Below are 15,626 nucleotides of genomic sequence, written 5' to 3'. Positions count from 1 at the left end.
GCGGAGTGTGACGAAGCGCTCACAGCGTGGCGTTGCGCGGCGTACCGTGGGAAGGGTTTCGGTTCCACAGTGCGATGTGTGGAAAGTGGGCGGTTGTGGCCGCAGGCAAGGACATTGACGGCTCGGCGAGCGTGCCGGCCTTCTACGGCAAGGAACTGCGCTGGAGGAGGGAGGCTGCGGGCCTCACCCTCCAGCAGACGGTGGAGGGCAGCTTCTACGGCGTCAGCTATCTGAGCGAGATCGAACGCGCTCAGCGGCGCATGCCGATGGATCTCGCGCGGCACGTGGACCAAGTGCTGGAGACGGACGGCTTCTTCGAGCGGCGCTGCGAGGACGTCCGAAAGGCCCGCAACGGCACCCTCGCGCCGTACTTCGCCCCGGTCGCCGAGATGGAGAAGCGGGCCCTGTCCATCGAGGAGTGGGCCCCGGCGCTCATTCCCGGGCTGCTGCACACGGCGCCGTACACCCGGGCGATCACGCATGTCACGCACCCTCTCGACCTGCCGGAGGAGGTGGACGTGAAGGTGCGGAACCGACTTCAGCGGGGACGGCTCCTTGATGAACCGCAGCGGCCGGAGTACTGGGTGATCCTGCACGAGTCGCTGCTGCGGAGCCCCCTGTTGCCGCCCGAGGAGATGGCGGATCAGCTGGAGCACGTGGCCGCCCTGGCGCGCCGCCGTCGGATCGTTCCACAGATCCTTCTGTGGAATGCACCCCTCAGCCCGTTCATGGGGCAGTCGATGAAGCTCATGGAGTTCGACGAGGAGCCGCCGGTCATGTACACCGAGGGCCCGTATGACGGCCAACTCATCGACGATCCGGCACAGGTGAAGCGGTACCTGAAGGCATACGATCGGCTCAGGGCCGCCGCACTGTCGTCTGAGGCGTCCCTCGCCATGATCGAATCGACAGCCGAGGACCTACGAAATGGCAAGCAGCGCAGCTGATTTCCCCAAGGCCGTCTGGCGGACGAGCAGCTACACCAACGGCGACAACGGCGACTGCGTCGAGGTGGCCGACGGGCTGGTCGGGATCGTCCCGGTTCGGGACTCCAAGCGGCCCGGCGGGGCCGTCGTCGTCCTCAGCGCGGCGGCATGGAGCCCCTTCGTCGCCGCCCTCAAGGCGGCCCCGGCTCGGTAGGCTGTCGCGCATGTACGGCTACGAACAGAATCCCGGCGCCCAGCAGCAGTACGCCCCGCCGCAGCAGGGCTACGCGCAGCAGCCGCCGCTGTATCCCGAGCCGTCCCCGCCCTCGCTCGCGGACGCGGTACGGGCCTTCACCACCGGGCAGCTCGCCGCCGAGGACTTCCAGCAGATCTTCGCCACCTCGAAGGTCTACTGCCCGCGCGGCGACACCCCCGGGTTCCTGGCGCTGCACAACACGCAGCATCCGGTGATCCCGATGTTCACCACGCTCAAGGAGCTGCGCCGGTACGCCGGCAAGGAGTCCAAGTACTTCGTGATCACCGGCGCCGAGGTGATCGACCTCCTGCCCACCGGCTACGGCTTCGTCCTGGACATGGAGGGCGACCACCGGATGGTCTTCGACGCGAAGGCGGTCGAGCAGATGGTCGACTTCGCCATGCGCCGGATGTACGGCTAACCGAGCGGCGACGGGTTGAGCCGCGCGAAGCCCTCCTGCCGCTCGTACGGGAAGTACGGGTACGGGGCCGGACGGTGGCTCGCCGCGTCCAGTCGCGCCATCTGGTCGGCGGTGAGGGTCCAGCCGAGCGCGCCGAGGTTCTGGCGCAACTGCTCCTCGTTGCGGGCGCCGATGATGACCGAGGACACGGTGGGCCGCTGGAGCAGCCACCGCAGGGCGATCTGCGGGATGGCCCTGCCGGTCTCCTCCTCGATCCCGGCCAGGGCGTCGACCACCCGGTACAGGTGCTCGTCCTCCACCGGCGGGCCGTAGTCGGCGGTGGCGTGCAGCCTGCTTCCGGCGGGCAGCGGCCGGCCGCGGCGGATCCTGCCGGTCAGGCGGCCCCAGCCGAGCGGGCTCCAGACGATCGCGCCCAGCCCCTGGTCGAGCCCGAGCGGCAGCAGTTCCCACTCGTAGTCGCGGCCGATGAGCGAGTAGTAGACCTGCTGGGCGACGTAGCGCTCGCGGCCGTGGCGGTCGGCGGCGGCCAGGGACTTCATCGTCTGCCAGCCGGAGAAGTTGGAGACGCCGACGTAGCGGATCTTCCCAGCCCGGACCAGGTCGTCCAGGGTGGACACGACCTCCTCGACCGGGGTCCCGGCGTCGAAGGCGTGCAGCTGGAAGAGGTCGATGTGGTCCGTGCCCAGGCGGCGCAGCGCGGCGTCCACCGAACCGATCAGCCGCGAGCGTGAGGTTCCCGCGTCGGAGGGGCCGTCGCCCAGGGGCAGGCCCGCCTTGGTGGAGATGAGGACCCGGTCGCGACGGCCCTTGAGGGCTGCCCCGAGCACTTCTTCCGAGGCGCCGGCGGAGTAGACGTCGGCGGTGTCGAACATCGTGATTCCAGCGTCCAGGCAGATGTCGACGAGGCGGCGGGCCTCCTCGACGCCGGTGGTGCCCCACGCGCCGAAGAGCGGTCCCTGTCCGCCGAAGGTGCCGGCACCGAAGCTCAGTGCCGGGACCTGGAGCCCGGACGTGCCCAGCCGCCTGTATTCCATGACGTGTTCCCCTCTCCCCTACGACCCTTAATGGATCCGTAGTTCCGTTAAGATGCTCATCACCGTAACAAACCGCGACCCTTAATGGAACAGGAGACCCGTTATGGAGTTTTCGGCAGCGGAGCCGGGGGCCGTGCGGCCCGGTGGGCGGACGGCCCGGGTGCGGGCCGCCGTACTGGAGGCGGCCGGGGACGTCCTGGCAGAGCAGGGGTTCGCCCACCTCGACCTGGCCGACGTCGCGCGCCGCGCGGAGGTCGGGAAGACGACCGTCTACCGCCGGTGGGGCTCGGCCACCGGCCTGGTGGCCGACCTGCTGGCGGACATGGCCGGCCAGTCCGTGCCGCGTACGGAGACCGGGTCGCTGCTGGGGGACCTGACGGCCAACGCCCGATTGGTGGCGCGGACGCTCGCCGACCCCCGGCAGGGGGCCCTGTTCAAGGCGGTGATCGCGGCCGCCGTCTGCGACCCGAAGGCGGCGGAGGCGCTGCACGGCTTCTACGCCGTGCGCGTCGCGGAGTGGGCGCCCTGCGTCGAGCAGGCGGCCGCCCGGGGTGAGGTGCCCGCGGGGACCGACCCGCAGGAGGTGATCCGCGCGGTGTCGGCCCCCCTCTACTACCGGCTGCTGACCACGCCCGACCCGCTGGACGAGGCGGCCGCCGACCGGGCCGCGGCCGCCGCGGCGGCGGCCGCCCGGGCGGGGGCGTACGTGCGCGGCTGAGCCGTCGGGAATGGCGGCGGGGGGTGTGCTGTTGTGGCGGGTGGCAAGAAGTTCGAGATTCAACTAAACTCGAACCAGCCAGAAGGAGGTCCTGACCATGCCCGCAGTGACTGTTGAGAACCCGCTCGCGCTGCCGCGCGTCACCGCCCCGGTGGAAGGTGCCCCGGCCCGGCCGGTGCTCGGCGTGGTGGACGCGCCTTCCGGCTTCGAGGGCGAGGGATTCCCGGTGCGCCGCGCCTTCGCGGGGATCAAGTACGAGTACCTCGACCCGTTCATCATGATGGACCAGATGGGCGAGGTGGACTACGCGGCCGGCGAGCCCAAGGGCACCCCCTGGCACCCGCACCGCGGCTTCGAGACCGTCACCTACATCATGGACGGCACCTTCATCCACCGTGACTCCCACGGCGGCGGCGGACTGATCACCAACGGCGACACGCAGTGGATGACGGCGGGCTCCGGCCTGCTGCACATCGAGACGCCGCCCGAGGAGCTCGTCATGTCCGGCGGTCTCTTCCACGGCCTCCAGCTGTGGGTGAACCTGCCCGCCAAGGACAAGATGCTCGCGCCGAAGTACCAGGACATCCGGGGCGGCACCGTGAAGCTGCTCGCCTCGCAGGACGGCGGCGCGCTCATCCGCCTGATCGCGGGCGACATCGCGGGCCACACCGGTCCCGGTGCCACGCACACGCCGATCACGATGATCCACCTGTCGGTCAGCCCGGGCGCCGAGGTGACCCTGCCCTGGCGGGCCGACTTCAACGCCCTGGCCTACGGGCTCGCGGGCAGCGGTGCGGCGGGCGCCGAGCGCCGGCCGTTCCGGATGGGGCAGACCGCGGTCTTCGGCTCCGGCGAGGGGCTGACGATCCGGGCGGACGCCGCGCAGGACTCGCGCAGCGAGAACTTCGAGGTGGTCGTCCTCGGCGGGCTCCCGATCCGCGAGCCGATGGCGCACTACGGGCCGTTCGTCATGAACAGCCATGCCGAGCTCCAGCAGGCGTTCGACGACTTCCAGGCGGGCCGCCTGGGCGTCATCCCCAGCACGGACGTCACCGGCCTCGGCCACCGGGGCGCCGGGAACGCCGACTCGGAGGAGCTGGCCTGACGGCGGGGCCTGACGGATCAGGCGGAGGACCGGGGTGTCTCCCGGTCCTCGTCGCCGTCCGGCTTGGCCTGTTCGTACAGCTCGAACCAGATCGACTTGCCCTCGCCGCGCGGATCCACGCCCCACGCGTCGGCGAGCATCTCCATCAGCAGGACCCCGCGCCCGCTGGAGGCCATCTCGCCGGGGTGGCGCTTGTGCGGCAGCTCGTCGCTGGAGTCGGCCACCTCCACGCGCAGCCGCCGCGCGCCCGGCTCGCCCGCGGCCTCCGCGACCAGCAGCGCGTCGCCGTCGGTGTGGACGAGGACGTTCGTCACCATCTCGGAGACCATCAGCACCGCCGAGTCCACCTGCTCCGTGTCCGCCCAGTCGTGCAGCAGCTCCCGGATCTGCCGTCGGACGCCCGCGATCCGGGCCGGCTCGGCCTGGGCCACGGTCAGCAGGGTGCGCCGCACCGGCCGTACGGGGTGCGCCCCGGCGGTCCCGCACCCGCATTCGGCACTCTCGCGGCACAGCAGCACCACGGCGATGTCGTCCTCGCGGCGGTCGGCGAGCGGGCCGGTGGTGTGGTGCGAGGAGGGCCCGTGCACGGCCTGGACCAGCAGGTCCGCGAGGCGTTCGAGGTGGTTGCCGCCCTCCCCGGTACCCGTGTCCCCGGCTTCGAGGACCGCCCGCAGCCGCGCCCAGCCCGTGTCCAGGTCGTGGCCGCCGGTCTCGATGAGCCCGTCGGTGCACAGCATCAGCGTCTCGCCGGGCTCCAGGGCGAAGCGGGTCGTGGGGTAGTCGGTGTCGGGGACGATGCCGAGCGGCAGGCCGCCCGCCGTCGGGCGCATCAGCACCGTGCCGTCGGCCATGCGCACCACCGGGTCGGGATGGCCGGCCCGGGCTATCTCCAGGGTGCCGGTGCCCGGGTCGCACTCCACGTACAGGCAGGTCGCGAAGCGCGGGCTGCCGAAGTCGGCGTCGGCGTCCGCGTCGCAACTCTCGTCGTCCGGGGCGGGCGGCGCCGAGCACAGCCCGGCCAGGAAGCGGGAGGCGCGCGAGAGCACCGCGTCCGGCCGGTGGCCCTCGGAGGCGTAGGCCCGTACGGCGATCCGCAGCTGGCCCATCAGCCCGGCGGCCCGCACGTCATGCCCCTGGACGTCCCCGATGACCAGGGCGAACCGGCCCGAGGGCAGCGGGATCACGTCGTACCAGTCGCCGCCGACCTGGAGCCCGCCACCGGTCGGGACGTAGCGGGCGGCGATGGTCATCCCGGGGATCTCGGGGCCCAGCTGGGGCATCATCGACCGCTGGAGGCCCGTGGTGAGCTCTCGCTCGGATTCCGCGACCCCGGCCCGCTGGAGGGCCTGGGCGAGCATCCGGGCCACCGTCGTCAGCACCGACCGCTCGTCGGGGGAGAAGGTCACCGGGTGGCGGAACGCGGCCATCCAGGCCCCTATGGTCCGCCCGGCGACGATCAGCGGCAGGAAGGCCCAGGAGGCCCGGCCGAAGCCCCGGGCCAGCGGCCACGTCACCGGGAAGCGCCGTTTGTACTCCTCCGGCGTGGGGAGGTAGATCGCCCGGCCGGTACGGACCACCTCGGCCGCCGGATAGTCCGTGTCCAGGGCCATGTGGGAGAAGGGGCCCTCGTCGCCCGGGGAGTGCCCGTGGTGGCCGATGACCGACAGCCGCTCGCCCTCCAGCCCGAAGACGGCCAGACCGTCGGGGCTGAAGCCGGGCATGGACAGCGAGGCCGCCACCCGCAGCACCTCGGCGGTGGAGCGGGCCTCGGCCAGCGCCCGGCCGGCGTCCAGCAGGAAAGCCTCGCGGGAACGCCGCCAGTCGCCGGTGATCGGGGTGTGCGCGGCCGTGGTGCCGGGCTGCGGTTCGGCGATCTCCTGGATGGTGCCGACCAGCTCGTAGTCGACGCGGCCCTCGGCGGTCCGGTTCTCCAGCGGCCTGGAGCGGCTGCGGACCGTGCGCAGCACCCGCCCGTCCTCGTCCATGACCCGCAGCCGGGCCTCGGCCAGGGTGCCCTCGGCCACGGCGAGGTTCACGATGCCGTTGATCTCGTTCCAGTCCACCGGGTGGAAGCGCGAACGCGCGGCGGCCTCCGGCAGCACGACCGGCTCGGCGGGCAGCCCGAGCAGCCGGGCGGCCTCGCCGTCGAGGGTGACCGTTCCGGAAGCGTTGTCCCATCGCCACAGGCCGGTCGCGATGGCGGCCAGGACGTCCTCGGTGCGCACCCGGCCATCTTTACAGGTCACCCGGCCGGGACGCCCGTCCAGTGCCCTTCGCGGCCCCGCTCCGGGCGAACCCTGTGGGCGCCGCTCCCGGACGGTAACCTTGGGACGGTTGAGTCCACCTGGAAATCGCGTAGAACTGGATGACTGATGCATCGGTACAGGTCCCACACGTGCGGCGAGCTTCGTGCCTCCGACGTCGCATCCGACGTCCGGCTGAGTGGCTGGGTGCACAATCGTCGAGACCTGGGTGGCATCCTCTTCATCGATCTGCGTGACCACTACGGCATCACGCAGCTCGTGGCCCGCCCCGGTACCGCGGCGAACGAGGCCCTCAGCAGCGTCACCAAGGAGACCGTCGTCCGCGTCGACGGCAAGGTCGTCTCCCGTGGTGCCGAGAACGTCAACCCGGAGCTCGCCACCGGCGAGATCGAGATCGAGGTCTCCGAGGTCGAGGTGCTCGGCGCGGCCGGCCCGCTGCCCTTCACGATCAACACCGACGACGGTGTGAACGAGGAGCGGCGCCTGGAGTACCGCTTCCTCGACCTGCGCCGCGAGCGGATGCACCGCAACATCATGCTGCGCTCGGCCGTCATCGCCTCCATCCGCTCCAAGATGGTGGCCCTCGGGTTCAACGAGATGGCGACCCCGATCCTCACCGCGACCTCCCCCGAGGGCGCCCGTGACTTCGTCGTCCCGTCCCGCCTGAACCCGGGCAAGTTCTACGCCCTGCCGCAGGCCCCGCAGCAGTTCAAGCAGCTGCTGATGATCTCGGGCTTCGACCGGTACTTCCAGATCGCGCCCTGCTTCCGCGACGAGGACGCCCGCGCCGACCGTTCGCCGGGCGAGTTCTACCAGCTCGACGTGGAGATGTCCTTCGTCGAGCAGGAGGACGTCTTCCAGCCGATCGAGAAGCTGATGACCGAGCTCTTCACCGAGTTCGGCCAGGGCCGCGAGGTCACCTCGCCGTTCCCGCGGATCCCGTTCCGCGAGTCGATGCTGAAGTACGGCAACGACAAGCCCGACCTGCGCGCCAAGCTGGAGCTCGTCGACATCACCGACGTCTTCGAGGGCTCGGAGTTCAAGGCGTTCGCCGGCAAGCACGTGCGTGCGCTGGCCGTGCCGGACACCGCCGGCCAGCCGCGCAAGTTCTTCGACGGCCTCGGCGACTACGCGGTCTCGCTGGGCGCGAAGGGCCTGGCCTGGGTGCGCGTGGGCGAGGACGGTTCGCTGACCGGCCCGATCGCCAAGTTCCTCACCGAGGACAACGTCAAGGTCCTCACCGAGCGTCTGGGCCTGGCCGCCGGGCACGGCGTGTTCTTCGGCGCGGGCGAGTTCGACGAGGTCTCGAAGATCATGGGCCCGGTCCGGGTCGAGGCCGCCAAGCGCGCCGGCCACTTCGAGGAGAACGTCTTCCGCTTCTGCTGGATCGTCGACTTCCCGATGTACGAGAAGGACGAGGAGACCGGGAAGATCGACTTCTCCCACAACCCGTTCTCCATGCCGCAGGGCGGCATGAAGGACCTGGAGGAGAAGGACCCGCTGGACATCCTGGCCTGGCAGTACGACATCGTCTGCAACGGCATCGAGCTGTCCTCCGGCGCCATCCGCAACCACGAGCCCGAGGTCATGCTGAAGGCGTTCGAGATCGCCGGCTACGAGGCCGAGACGGTCGAGCGGGAGTTCGCGGGCATGCTGCGCGCGTTCCGCCTGGGCGCCCCGCCGCACGGTGGCATCGCCCCGGGCGTGGACCGCATCGTGATGCTGCTGGCCGATGAGCCGAACATCCGCGAGACCATCGCCTTCCCGCTGAACGGCAACGCCCAGGACCTGATGATGGGCGCGCCGACGGTGCTGGAGGAGAGCCGGCTGCGGGAGCTGAACATCGCGCTGCGCAAGCCGGTGGAGACGAAGGCGGCGGACGCGAAGCCGGTGGCTCAGGCCGTGCACCCGGACGCCGCGCGCTGAGCGTCGTAGCGCTGGTGTGACGGAAGGGCCCGGGATCCTGGATCCCGGGCCCTTCTGTTTGTGCCGGTGCCGTTCCGGTGTTGGTGCCGGCGGGACTAGAACCCGTCGAGGATGCCCTTGAGGAGGGCGGACGGGGTCAGCTCGGCGGGGGCGGGGCCGGCGTGGAAGAAGCCGGCGTTCTCGGCGTCCAGCTTGCGCAGGAAGTCGAACGCCTTCGCGTCGTGGTCGCCGAAGGCGACGAACTGCCAGTGGATGCCGGGGGCGGTGGCCGCGGCGTCCGTGAGCGCCTGGCGGGCCGGCTGGCGGTTGTCGGGGGCGCCGTCGGTCTGGAAGACGACCAGGGCGGGGCCGGTGCCGCCGTCCTTCTGGTACCGCTCGACGACGGCCTCGACGGCCACGTGGTAGCTGGTGCGGCCCATCCGGCCGAGTTCGGCGTGGCGGGCCTCGACCCAGGTCTCGTCGTAGCCGTCGAGGGTCAGCTCGGCGGTGCCGTCGAGTTCGGTGGAGAAGAACACCGTGTGGACGGTGGCCTCCTCGTCCAGGTGCGCGGCGAGGGCCAGGGCGTGGTCGGCGAGGTACTGGACGCTGCCGTCCTTGTAGAAGCCGCGCATGGAACCGGAGCGGTCGAGGACCAGGTACACCTTGGCCCGCGCCCCGGTCTTCCCCTTGCTCCGCAGCACCTGTCCCGCGGCCTTGTACGCGGCCCCGACGGCCCCGCCCTTGCGCCGCACGGCGGTAGCGGGGTGGGCGGGCCCAGCCTCGGGCGCGGCCGCCTCGGGCTCGGCTGCCGTCTCCGGCTCGGGGTCGGCGGCTGCCTCCGGCTCGGGGTCGGCCTGCGCGGCGAGGGGCTCGGCCTCCGGCTCGGGGGTGGGCTCGGCGGCGAGGGGTTCGGGCTGCGGTTCGGGGTCGGCCGCGGCGGCGAGGGGTTCGGGCTGCGGTTCGGGGTCGGCCGCGGCGGCGAGGGGTTCGGGCTGCGGTTCGGGGTCGGCCGCGGCGGCGACGGGCTCGGCCTGCGGCTCGGCGGCTGCCTCCGGTTCGGCCTGGGCGGCCAGGGGTTCGGCCTCGGGCTCGGGGGCCGTCTCCGGCTCCGGGTCGGCCTGCGCGGCCAGGGGCTCGGGGGCCGTCTCCGGCTCGGGGGCGGCTGCGGCCTCGGGCTCGGGGGCGGCTGCGGCCTCGGGCTCGGGGGCCGTCTCCGGCTCGGGGGTGGGCTCGGCGGCGGATACCGGCTTGGGCTCCGCCTCTGCCTGCGCTTCCGGCTCGGGGTCGGCCTGCGGCTCGGGGGCGGCTGCGTCCGGCTCCGGTCCGGCCTGCGCCGCCAGGGGCTCGGCTTCCGGCTCGGGCCGGGATTCCGGTTCGGCCTCCGGCTCGGGGGCGGGCTCCGCCTCGGTCTTTACCTCCGGCTCGGCGGCGGCCACCGGCTCGGGGGCGGGCTTCGGTTCCGGTTCGGGCTGTTCGGACTTCGGCTCCGCTTCGGCCTGAGGGGCCGACGGGGGTTCCTGCGCCGGCGGGGGCGACGGGCGGCGTGCCTCCGGGACGGTGGGGTCCGTGGTGGGGGCGGGGGCGGTGAGGAGGGTGCCCGGCTCGCGGTCGCGCGGTGCGGACTGCTGCGGGACCGTCGGGTTGTCGAAGGACGCCGCCACCAGTTCGGCCGCCACGTCCAGGGGCCCGCGTTCGGCCTGGTTGGGGAGTGCGGCCGTGGGGGTGTCCGTCGTCTCGGGGACCGGCTCCGCAGCCCTTCCGAACACCTTGCGCAACAAGCTCCGAATACCCATGGGCCAGACCTTTCGCATGTGTGCCGTGCGTCATTTGTCCGTGCTGCGCGGTTGATCCCTGCCCAGAGTGGACACGTAAGGTTATCGGCCCCTTGGCTGGAACCACGGCAGGGCCGCCCCTTGTGGTGCCCGTCCTACCACCCAACCCACCCGACCGCACGAACTGGCCCTCCGCCGTGCCGGGTTCATCCACCTTTCACCCCGTTCCACCACTGCCCCGGCGAACGGCGCGATGTTTCACGTGAAACCGGCCGCCCTCAACTCCCCTCCGTCAGCCGCCCCACCGGTAGACGGAGCGTGGTCAGGGCGCCGCCGTCCGGGGCGTTGGCGAAACTGAGGGTGATGTCGAGGACGGCCGCCTGGCCCGCCGCGATCGTCAGGCCCAGGCCGTGACCGCGCCCCCGGCCGGGGTCTCCCGTGCGGAAACGCTGCGGACCCTGTTCCACCAGCTCGGCGGGGTAGCCCGCGCCGTGGTCGCGGATCACCACCACCGGCCCCTCCACCGTCACCTCGACGGGGGGACGGCCGTGCTTGTGGGCGTTGACCAGAAGGTTGGCCAGGATCCGGTCCAGGCGCCGCCGGTCGGTGAGCACCACCGCGTCGCGGACCACCCGGACCTCGGCATCGAGCCGGGACCCGGCGACGGCCCGCCGTACGGCCTGCCCCAGCTCCACCTGGGCCAGGTCGGCCCGCTCCACCCCGGAGTCCAGCCGGGAGATCTCCAGCAGGTCCTCGGTGAGCCGGTGCAGGGCCCGCAGCCGGTCCTCGATCATCTCCTTGGGCCGCCCCTCCGGCAGCAGCCCAGCCGCCGCCAGCGAGCCGGTCAGGGGGGTGCGCAGCTCGTGCGCGACATCGGCCGTGAACCGCTTCTCCGCCTCCAGCCGTTCCTGGAGCGAGGCGGCCATCGAGTCCAGGGCCCGCGCGACGTCCCGCACCTCGTCGCGGGAGCGGCGCGTGCCGTCGGTGTCCCGGCCGGCCGGGAAGCCGACCCGGGCGTCCAGATCACCGGCGCTGATCCGGCGGGCGACGGCGGCCGTGGTCGTGAGCCGCCGGCTGATCCGGTTGGCGAGGAACAGGCCGGCCAGGGCCACCACCCCGGCCGCGAGCGCCGAGGAGGCGAGGATCGCGGTGTCCAGGTCCCGGAGCCGGGCGCGGGTGCTCTCGTACGGGATCCAGACCGCGAGGGCCTGCCGGTCGGCGGGCCCGGCCGCCCACATGACGGACCGGCCCTGGTAGGTGCCGACCATGCTGCCGGTCCGCCCGTGGGCGACGAGCTCGCGCAGGGGGCCCGGGAGGCCGGGCGGGTCGAGGGCGGAGCGGACGTCGCCGTGCGCGGTGCCGTACTCGTAGTGGCCGAGGGCGTGTTCCAGTTCCCGGCCGGCCTCCTTGCGGACCTCCCCCACGATCTGGAGGGCGACCACGTTGTGCACGGCGATCCCCAGGGCGGCGGCCACCGTGCAGCACACCAGGGTGGTGGTCAGGGCGATCTTCCAGCGCAGACTGCTCAGCGCGCGCATCGCTGCCGTTCCTCGCTCGGAGGAACGCCGGTCGGGGTGGGGCAGTCGTCGAGGGTGAGCTGCGACAGGCTCATGCTCCTGGTGTTGGGGTCCCAGACGTAGTCGGAGACCGAGATGTACGCCGGGTTCGAGGTCGGTTCGCGGACGGCGAGGTGTTCGGCGGCGACCTCCACGCCCTCCAGGACCCCGCGACGGGAGAGGATGCGGGCGATCCGGCCGTCGTCCTGGACGGTGTAGACGCGCAGTTCGGAGAGGCGGCCGTCCAGGTCCAGGGCGGTGATCAGCTCCTCGCGGCCGTTGCCGGTGAGGTCGTGCAGGACGCCGGGCCGCACCGGGCAGGCGGGCCCGCCGTCCACAGCCTGTGTGCAGAGCGCGAGCCGCTGGGCGGCCCGGGGGTCCACGAGGCGGCCCGTGCCGCCGTCCTCGGCGGTGGCGGAGGTGATGTCGGCCCGTACGACGGCCAGCGCGTCCACCCCGCGCATGCTGAGCCCCGGCACCCTGGGCAGGCCGGGGACCACGGCGGCCGCGCCGGGCTGCTGGCCGGGGCTCGGCGGGTCGGGGTAGTAGCCCTTCCACAGGGTCCTGGGGGCGTGGGCCGTGCCACGGTCGCCCTGGTTCTCCAGCCCCTCCACATCGGCGCATCCGGCCGTGACCGCCAGGACGGCGGCCAGGGCCGGGGCGGCCAGACGGTGGCGGGGGCGCATGATCCGATGCTGCCGTGCGGCGGGGCGCGGGGCCCTCGTCAGTGCTCCGGTTGGGCGATGGCCCGGGCGGCGGCCACCTCCTGGTGGACGTCGGACAGCACGCTGGGTTCCCCGGGTTCCGCCGGGATGTCGACCCGGTGCGGGGTGGGGCTGCTGCGGACGCCCTCGGCCAGTTCGCGGAGCTGGGCGGCGATGCGGTCCACTTCGGACGGGGGAGGGGCCGGTGCCCCGTGGTTGACGCGGACCCGGGCCGCCGTCGTGGCGTCCACGATCCGCTCCACGGCCACCACCAGCGGCCACCAGGCGGCGGCGCGGCTGCCGATGGGCGGGGGTTCGGTCAGGGCCCGCTGGAACTCGGTGCGGACACCGGAGAGGTCGCGGTAGATCCGGCGCCGGGCGTGGAGCCGGGCCTGGCGGGCCGCCCGCAGCTCGGCCTCGTCGGCGACGGGGGCGAAGGCGCGCTCCATGTAGCGGGCGGCGTCGTCCACGGCGTCGGCGAGCCGGTCGCCGATCCGGGTGTGCCAGCTCTCGGGCCACAGCAGGTAGCCGAAGACCAGGGTGATGGCGCAGCCGATCAGGCTGTCCAGCAGCCGGGGCCGGATCAGATCGAAGCCCTGGTGGTTGAGGAGGTCCGACAGCAGCAGGATCACCGGGGTGATGGCGGCGGTCTGGAAGGCGTATCCCTTCGCGGAGAACGCCGGGATCAGCGCGGCGAGCAGCGCCATCACCGGTACGTCCCACCAGCCGCGCGGCACCTCCGCCAGTACCGCGGCGGCCAGCACCAGTCCGGCCGCCGTGCCCAGCGCGCGCAGCACCGCCCGGGAGAAGACGGAGCCGAAGTCCGGTTTGAGGACGAAGGTGACCGTCAGCGCCACCCAGTACGAGCGCTCCACCTCGATCAGCGAGACCAGCGACTGGGCCAGGCCGATGCACAGGGCCAGGCGCAACCCGTAGCGCCAGGACGCCTCGGAGAACATCATGTCGCGCACCGCCCGACCGGCCCGTACGCGCAGTGCGGCGGGCCGGCCGAGGCGGTCGTCGACGTTGAACGGGTCCGGCTCGGCGAGGTGCACGATGTTGGCCGCGTGCCGCAGGGCGGTGTCCACGGCCCGCTCCGACGGGCTCCGAGGGGCGGGCAGGTCCAGGACCGGGGTCCCGGTGCGGCCCTCCTCGACGGCGTCGGCCAGATCCCGCACGGCGGCGGGCACTTCCGGCGGCAGCGGGTGGCCCCGCAGATGGGCGGCGGGGGCGGCTTCGACCAGCGGGATCAGCACGTTGAGCTGGGCGAGGATCCGCACCAGCGAGGGACTGCGCCCGTGCACCCGGGCCCGGCGGCCCAGGACGACGTCATGGGCCTGGTTGAGGGCATGGGTGACCTGCTGGCGGCGTTCGTCGTAGGCGTCGGCGGGGCCGCCCGCGGCCTCCAGGGCGTCGGCGACGGCCCGGTAGACCGCGGCCACCGCCGCCCGTTCGGGCTGCCGGCGGCGCAGCGGCCAGCCCAGCAGGGTGAGCAGCAGGACGAACAGGCCGCCCGCGCTCAGCAGCAGCGGGGCCGTCCACCACGGTTCGGGCAGCGGCAGGCCGGCGCCGACGACCGCGTTGAGCAGGAACACCAGCCCGGACGCGGAGGCGATCGTGCCGATGGAGGAGATCATCCCGGAGAGCAGGGCGATCAGGGTGAGGGCGGCGACCGCCAGCCAGCCGTGCCCGTAGACGAGGGTGCCCAGGGCCACTCCGATGGCGCCGAGGAGCTGCGGGACCGCGATGTTCAGGACGCGCATCCGGTAGGCGTCGGCGGTGTCGCCGATCACCCCGGACAGGGCGCCCATGGAGGCGAGCGCGCCGTACTCGGGCTCGTCCAGGGCGAAGCCGACGGCGATCGGGACGGACAGGGCGATCCCGGCGCGGACGACCGCGGCCCAGGGGATGGGGGCGCTGCTCGGCCGCAGCCCGGCGAGGAGCCAGGCAGGGGTGCCCGGCGGGCTGTCCCGCGGTGGCCGGGGCGGTATGTGCTCGGGGCGTCGTTCGGTGGTCATTCCGCTTCCGTGTCACCGCTCGCGAATCGGTTCTTCTGGGGCGTTCTGCGGAGGATGGTTACGTTCCGAGCTTATGGGCTGCGGCGCAGCCGACCCGCCAGCCATGCGGTGAGCGCGGTGGCCAGCCCCAGGGCGAGGACCACCCAGGTGGTGGTGCGCAGGAACGCGGTGAGCGCGTCGTACACCGCCCCGGCGGCGGCCCGGTCGATATCGGCCGGGAGGTCGTCGAGGGTCAGCCGGCGGCACACCTCGACCGCGATGCCCAGCAGGACGGCGCCGACGGCGATCCCCAGACCGGTGGCCAGCAGGGCGCGACGGCGCCGCACGGCGACGGCGACGGCCGCGACGGCGAGCAGCACGGTCAGCACCGGCAGCCAGACCCCGGCGACCTGGAGCATGCGGAACCCCTTCCGGAGCGCCCCGAGGTTGTCGTACTCCATGACCTTCACGGTCTGGTGCGTCTCGGGGATACGGTCGGCGAACGGCACCCGGTCGGCCACCAGTTCCCCTTTGACCTGGGCGATCACCGGTGCGAGGTCGATGGTGACGGCGTCCCCGTGGCCGGTGGTGAGGGCGTCGAGGAAGGCGGTGTGGGCGGCGCGGTTGGCCGCGTCCCAGGCCGTCCGGTAGGCGGGGGTGCCGGCGAAGGAGTGCAGGGCCTCGCCTATCAGGGCGTCCACCCCGCCCTGGAAGGGGCCCGCGTCGATCTGCCCGGAGAGGGCCCGGGCGGCCTGGGTGACGACCACGCCCTGGACGGCGGGGTTGTCGGCGAGGGGGGCCATGGCGGCGGTGTAGTGGTCGGCGTCACCCAGCTGGCGGTCGGCCCAGTACGCGACCGCGCTCGCGGGCACGAGCAGGGCCACGAGCACGATGAGGGCCGCCGACAGGAAGGTGCGCACGTCACCAGCGAAGGCGGGCGCGGGGCCCGGCGCCACCCCGGTTGCTGC

The 15,626-nt window shown here is 72.9% G+C and carries 13 protein-coding genes; 6 read left to right on the top strand and 7 right to left on the bottom strand.

Translation table 11 applies throughout. The features are described from left to right. Positions 1-95: 95 nt before the first annotated feature. From ABZ716_RS19695 to ABZ716_RS19685, 3 genes are read left to right on the top strand one after another with little or no spacing between them, the layout of a single operon-like run. Positions 96-947, top strand: a complete 852-nt coding sequence (locus tag ABZ716_RS19695; protein WP_358960399.1) for a helix-turn-helix transcriptional regulator — start codon at positions 96-98, stop codon at positions 945-947. After that, positions 928-1,140 (top strand): DUF397 domain-containing protein, encoded by a 213-nt coding sequence (locus ABZ716_RS19690; protein ID WP_358960397.1) that lies wholly within the window; start codon positions 928-930, stop codon positions 1,138-1,140. The genes ABZ716_RS19695 and ABZ716_RS19690 overlap by 20 nt, the downstream gene beginning before the upstream one ends. A gap of 10 nt (positions 1,141-1,150) precedes the next feature. Then, positions 1,151-1,603 carry an SseB family protein gene (locus tag ABZ716_RS19685; protein WP_351877847.1) on the top strand — a complete coding sequence of 151 codons (453 nt, stop codon included), beginning with the start codon at positions 1,151-1,153 and terminating at the stop codon, positions 1,601-1,603. Here ABZ716_RS19685 and ABZ716_RS19680 read toward each other — a convergent pair. Then, positions 1,600-2,637, bottom strand: coding sequence for an aldo/keto reductase (locus tag ABZ716_RS19680; RefSeq protein ID WP_358960394.1), 1,038 nt, complete (start codon positions 2,635-2,637; stop codon positions 1,600-1,602). The genes ABZ716_RS19685 and ABZ716_RS19680 overlap by 4 nt on opposite strands. 103 nt (positions 2,638-2,740) lie before the next feature. Between ABZ716_RS19680 and ABZ716_RS19675 the strand changes: the two genes are divergently transcribed. Continuing rightward, a complete protein-coding gene (locus ABZ716_RS19675) occupies positions 2,741-3,355 on the top strand; it encodes a TetR/AcrR family transcriptional regulator (protein ID WP_358960392.1) in 615 nt (204 codons plus the stop codon). Positions 3,356-3,452: 97 nt separating this feature from the next. Further along, positions 3,453-4,460: a pirin family protein gene (locus ABZ716_RS19670; protein ID WP_355966766.1), complete on the top strand. Its 1,008-nt coding sequence runs from the start codon at positions 3,453-3,455 to the stop codon at positions 4,458-4,460. Between the two features lie 17 nt (positions 4,461-4,477). Here the strand turns inward: ABZ716_RS19670 and ABZ716_RS19665 are convergent, their stop codons facing one another. Next, positions 4,478-6,685, bottom strand: a complete 2,208-nt coding sequence (locus ABZ716_RS19665) for a SpoIIE family protein phosphatase (RefSeq protein ID WP_358960390.1) — start codon at positions 6,683-6,685, stop codon at positions 4,478-4,480. A 147-nt stretch (positions 6,686-6,832) separates the two neighbouring features. Between ABZ716_RS19665 and aspS the strand changes: the two genes are divergently transcribed. Then, the gene (aspS, locus tag ABZ716_RS19660; protein ID WP_358960388.1) at positions 6,833-8,650 is read left to right on the top strand and encodes an aspartate--tRNA ligase; all 1,818 of its coding nucleotides are present in this window, start codon (positions 6,833-6,835) and stop codon (positions 8,648-8,650) included. Between the two features lie 95 nt (positions 8,651-8,745). On the opposite strand, the gene ABZ716_RS19655 is transcribed toward aspS, so the two are convergent. The 5 genes from ABZ716_RS19655 to ABZ716_RS19635 all read right to left on the bottom strand — a co-directional run bounded on the left by ABZ716_RS19655 (position 8,746) and on the right by ABZ716_RS19635 (position 15,578). Then, positions 8,746-10,422, bottom strand: coding sequence for a VWA domain-containing protein (locus ABZ716_RS19655; RefSeq protein ID WP_358960384.1), 1,677 nt, complete (start codon positions 10,420-10,422; stop codon positions 8,746-8,748). Positions 10,423-10,679: 257 nt separating this feature from the next. Next, the gene (locus ABZ716_RS19650; RefSeq protein WP_358960380.1) at positions 10,680-11,939 is read right to left on the bottom strand and encodes a HAMP domain-containing sensor histidine kinase; all 1,260 of its coding nucleotides are present in this window, start codon (positions 11,937-11,939) and stop codon (positions 10,680-10,682) included. Then, positions 11,927-12,643 (bottom strand): hypothetical protein, encoded by a 717-nt coding sequence (locus tag ABZ716_RS19645; protein ID WP_358960376.1) that lies wholly within the window; start codon positions 12,641-12,643, stop codon positions 11,927-11,929. Before ABZ716_RS19645 ends, ABZ716_RS19650 begins: the two co-directional genes overlap by 13 nt. A 38-nt stretch (positions 12,644-12,681) precedes the next feature. After that, complete coding sequence (locus ABZ716_RS19640) at positions 12,682-14,679, bottom strand: FUSC family protein (RefSeq protein WP_358809627.1); 1,998 nt, start codon at positions 14,677-14,679, stop codon at positions 12,682-12,684. Positions 14,680-14,750: 71 nt separating this feature from the next. Continuing rightward, complete coding sequence (locus ABZ716_RS19635) at positions 14,751-15,578, bottom strand: hypothetical protein (RefSeq protein ID WP_358960373.1); 828 nt, start codon at positions 15,576-15,578, stop codon at positions 14,751-14,753. Positions 15,579-15,626: the final 48 nt, after the last annotated feature.

It is taken from the genome of Streptomyces sp. NPDC006687 (genome assembly GCF_040636215.1).
Taxonomy (GTDB): Bacteria; Actinomycetota; Actinomycetes; order Streptomycetales; family Streptomycetaceae; genus Streptomyces.
The sequence above is the reverse complement of the archived record's forward strand: the minus strand, read 5'-3'. Positions and strand labels throughout refer to the sequence as shown.

Excerpts from the sequence above, each read along its gene's own strand:
- ABZ716_RS19690 (WP_358960397.1), top strand. The coding sequence starts at position 928 with ATGGCAAGCAGCGCAGCTGATTTCCCCAAGGCCGTCTGGCGGACGAGC.
- ABZ716_RS19685 (WP_351877847.1), top strand. The coding sequence starts at position 1,151 with ATGTACGGCTACGAACAGAATCCCGGCGCCCAGCAGCAGTACGCCCCG.
- ABZ716_RS19680 (WP_358960394.1), bottom strand. The coding sequence starts at position 2,637 with ATGGAATACAGGCGGCTGGGCACGTCCGGGCTCCAGGTCCCGGCACTG.
- ABZ716_RS19675 (WP_358960392.1), top strand. The coding sequence starts at position 2,741 with ATGGAGTTTTCGGCAGCGGAGCCGGGGGCCGTGCGGCCCGGTGGGCGG.
- ABZ716_RS19670 (WP_355966766.1), top strand. The coding sequence starts at position 3,453 with ATGCCCGCAGTGACTGTTGAGAACCCGCTCGCGCTGCCGCGCGTCACC.
- aspS (WP_358960388.1), top strand. The coding sequence starts at position 6,833 with ATGCATCGGTACAGGTCCCACACGTGCGGCGAGCTTCGTGCCTCCGAC.
- ABZ716_RS19655 (WP_358960384.1), bottom strand. The coding sequence starts at position 10,422 with ATGGGTATTCGGAGCTTGTTGCGCAAGGTGTTCGGAAGGGCTGCGGAG.
- ABZ716_RS19650 (WP_358960380.1), bottom strand. The coding sequence starts at position 11,939 with ATGCGCGCGCTGAGCAGTCTGCGCTGGAAGATCGCCCTGACCACCACC.
- ABZ716_RS19645 (WP_358960376.1), bottom strand. The coding sequence starts at position 12,643 with ATGCGCCCCCGCCACCGTCTGGCCGCCCCGGCCCTGGCCGCCGTCCTG.
- ABZ716_RS19640 (WP_358809627.1), bottom strand. The coding sequence starts at position 14,679 with ATGACCACCGAACGACGCCCCGAGCACATACCGCCCCGGCCACCGCGG.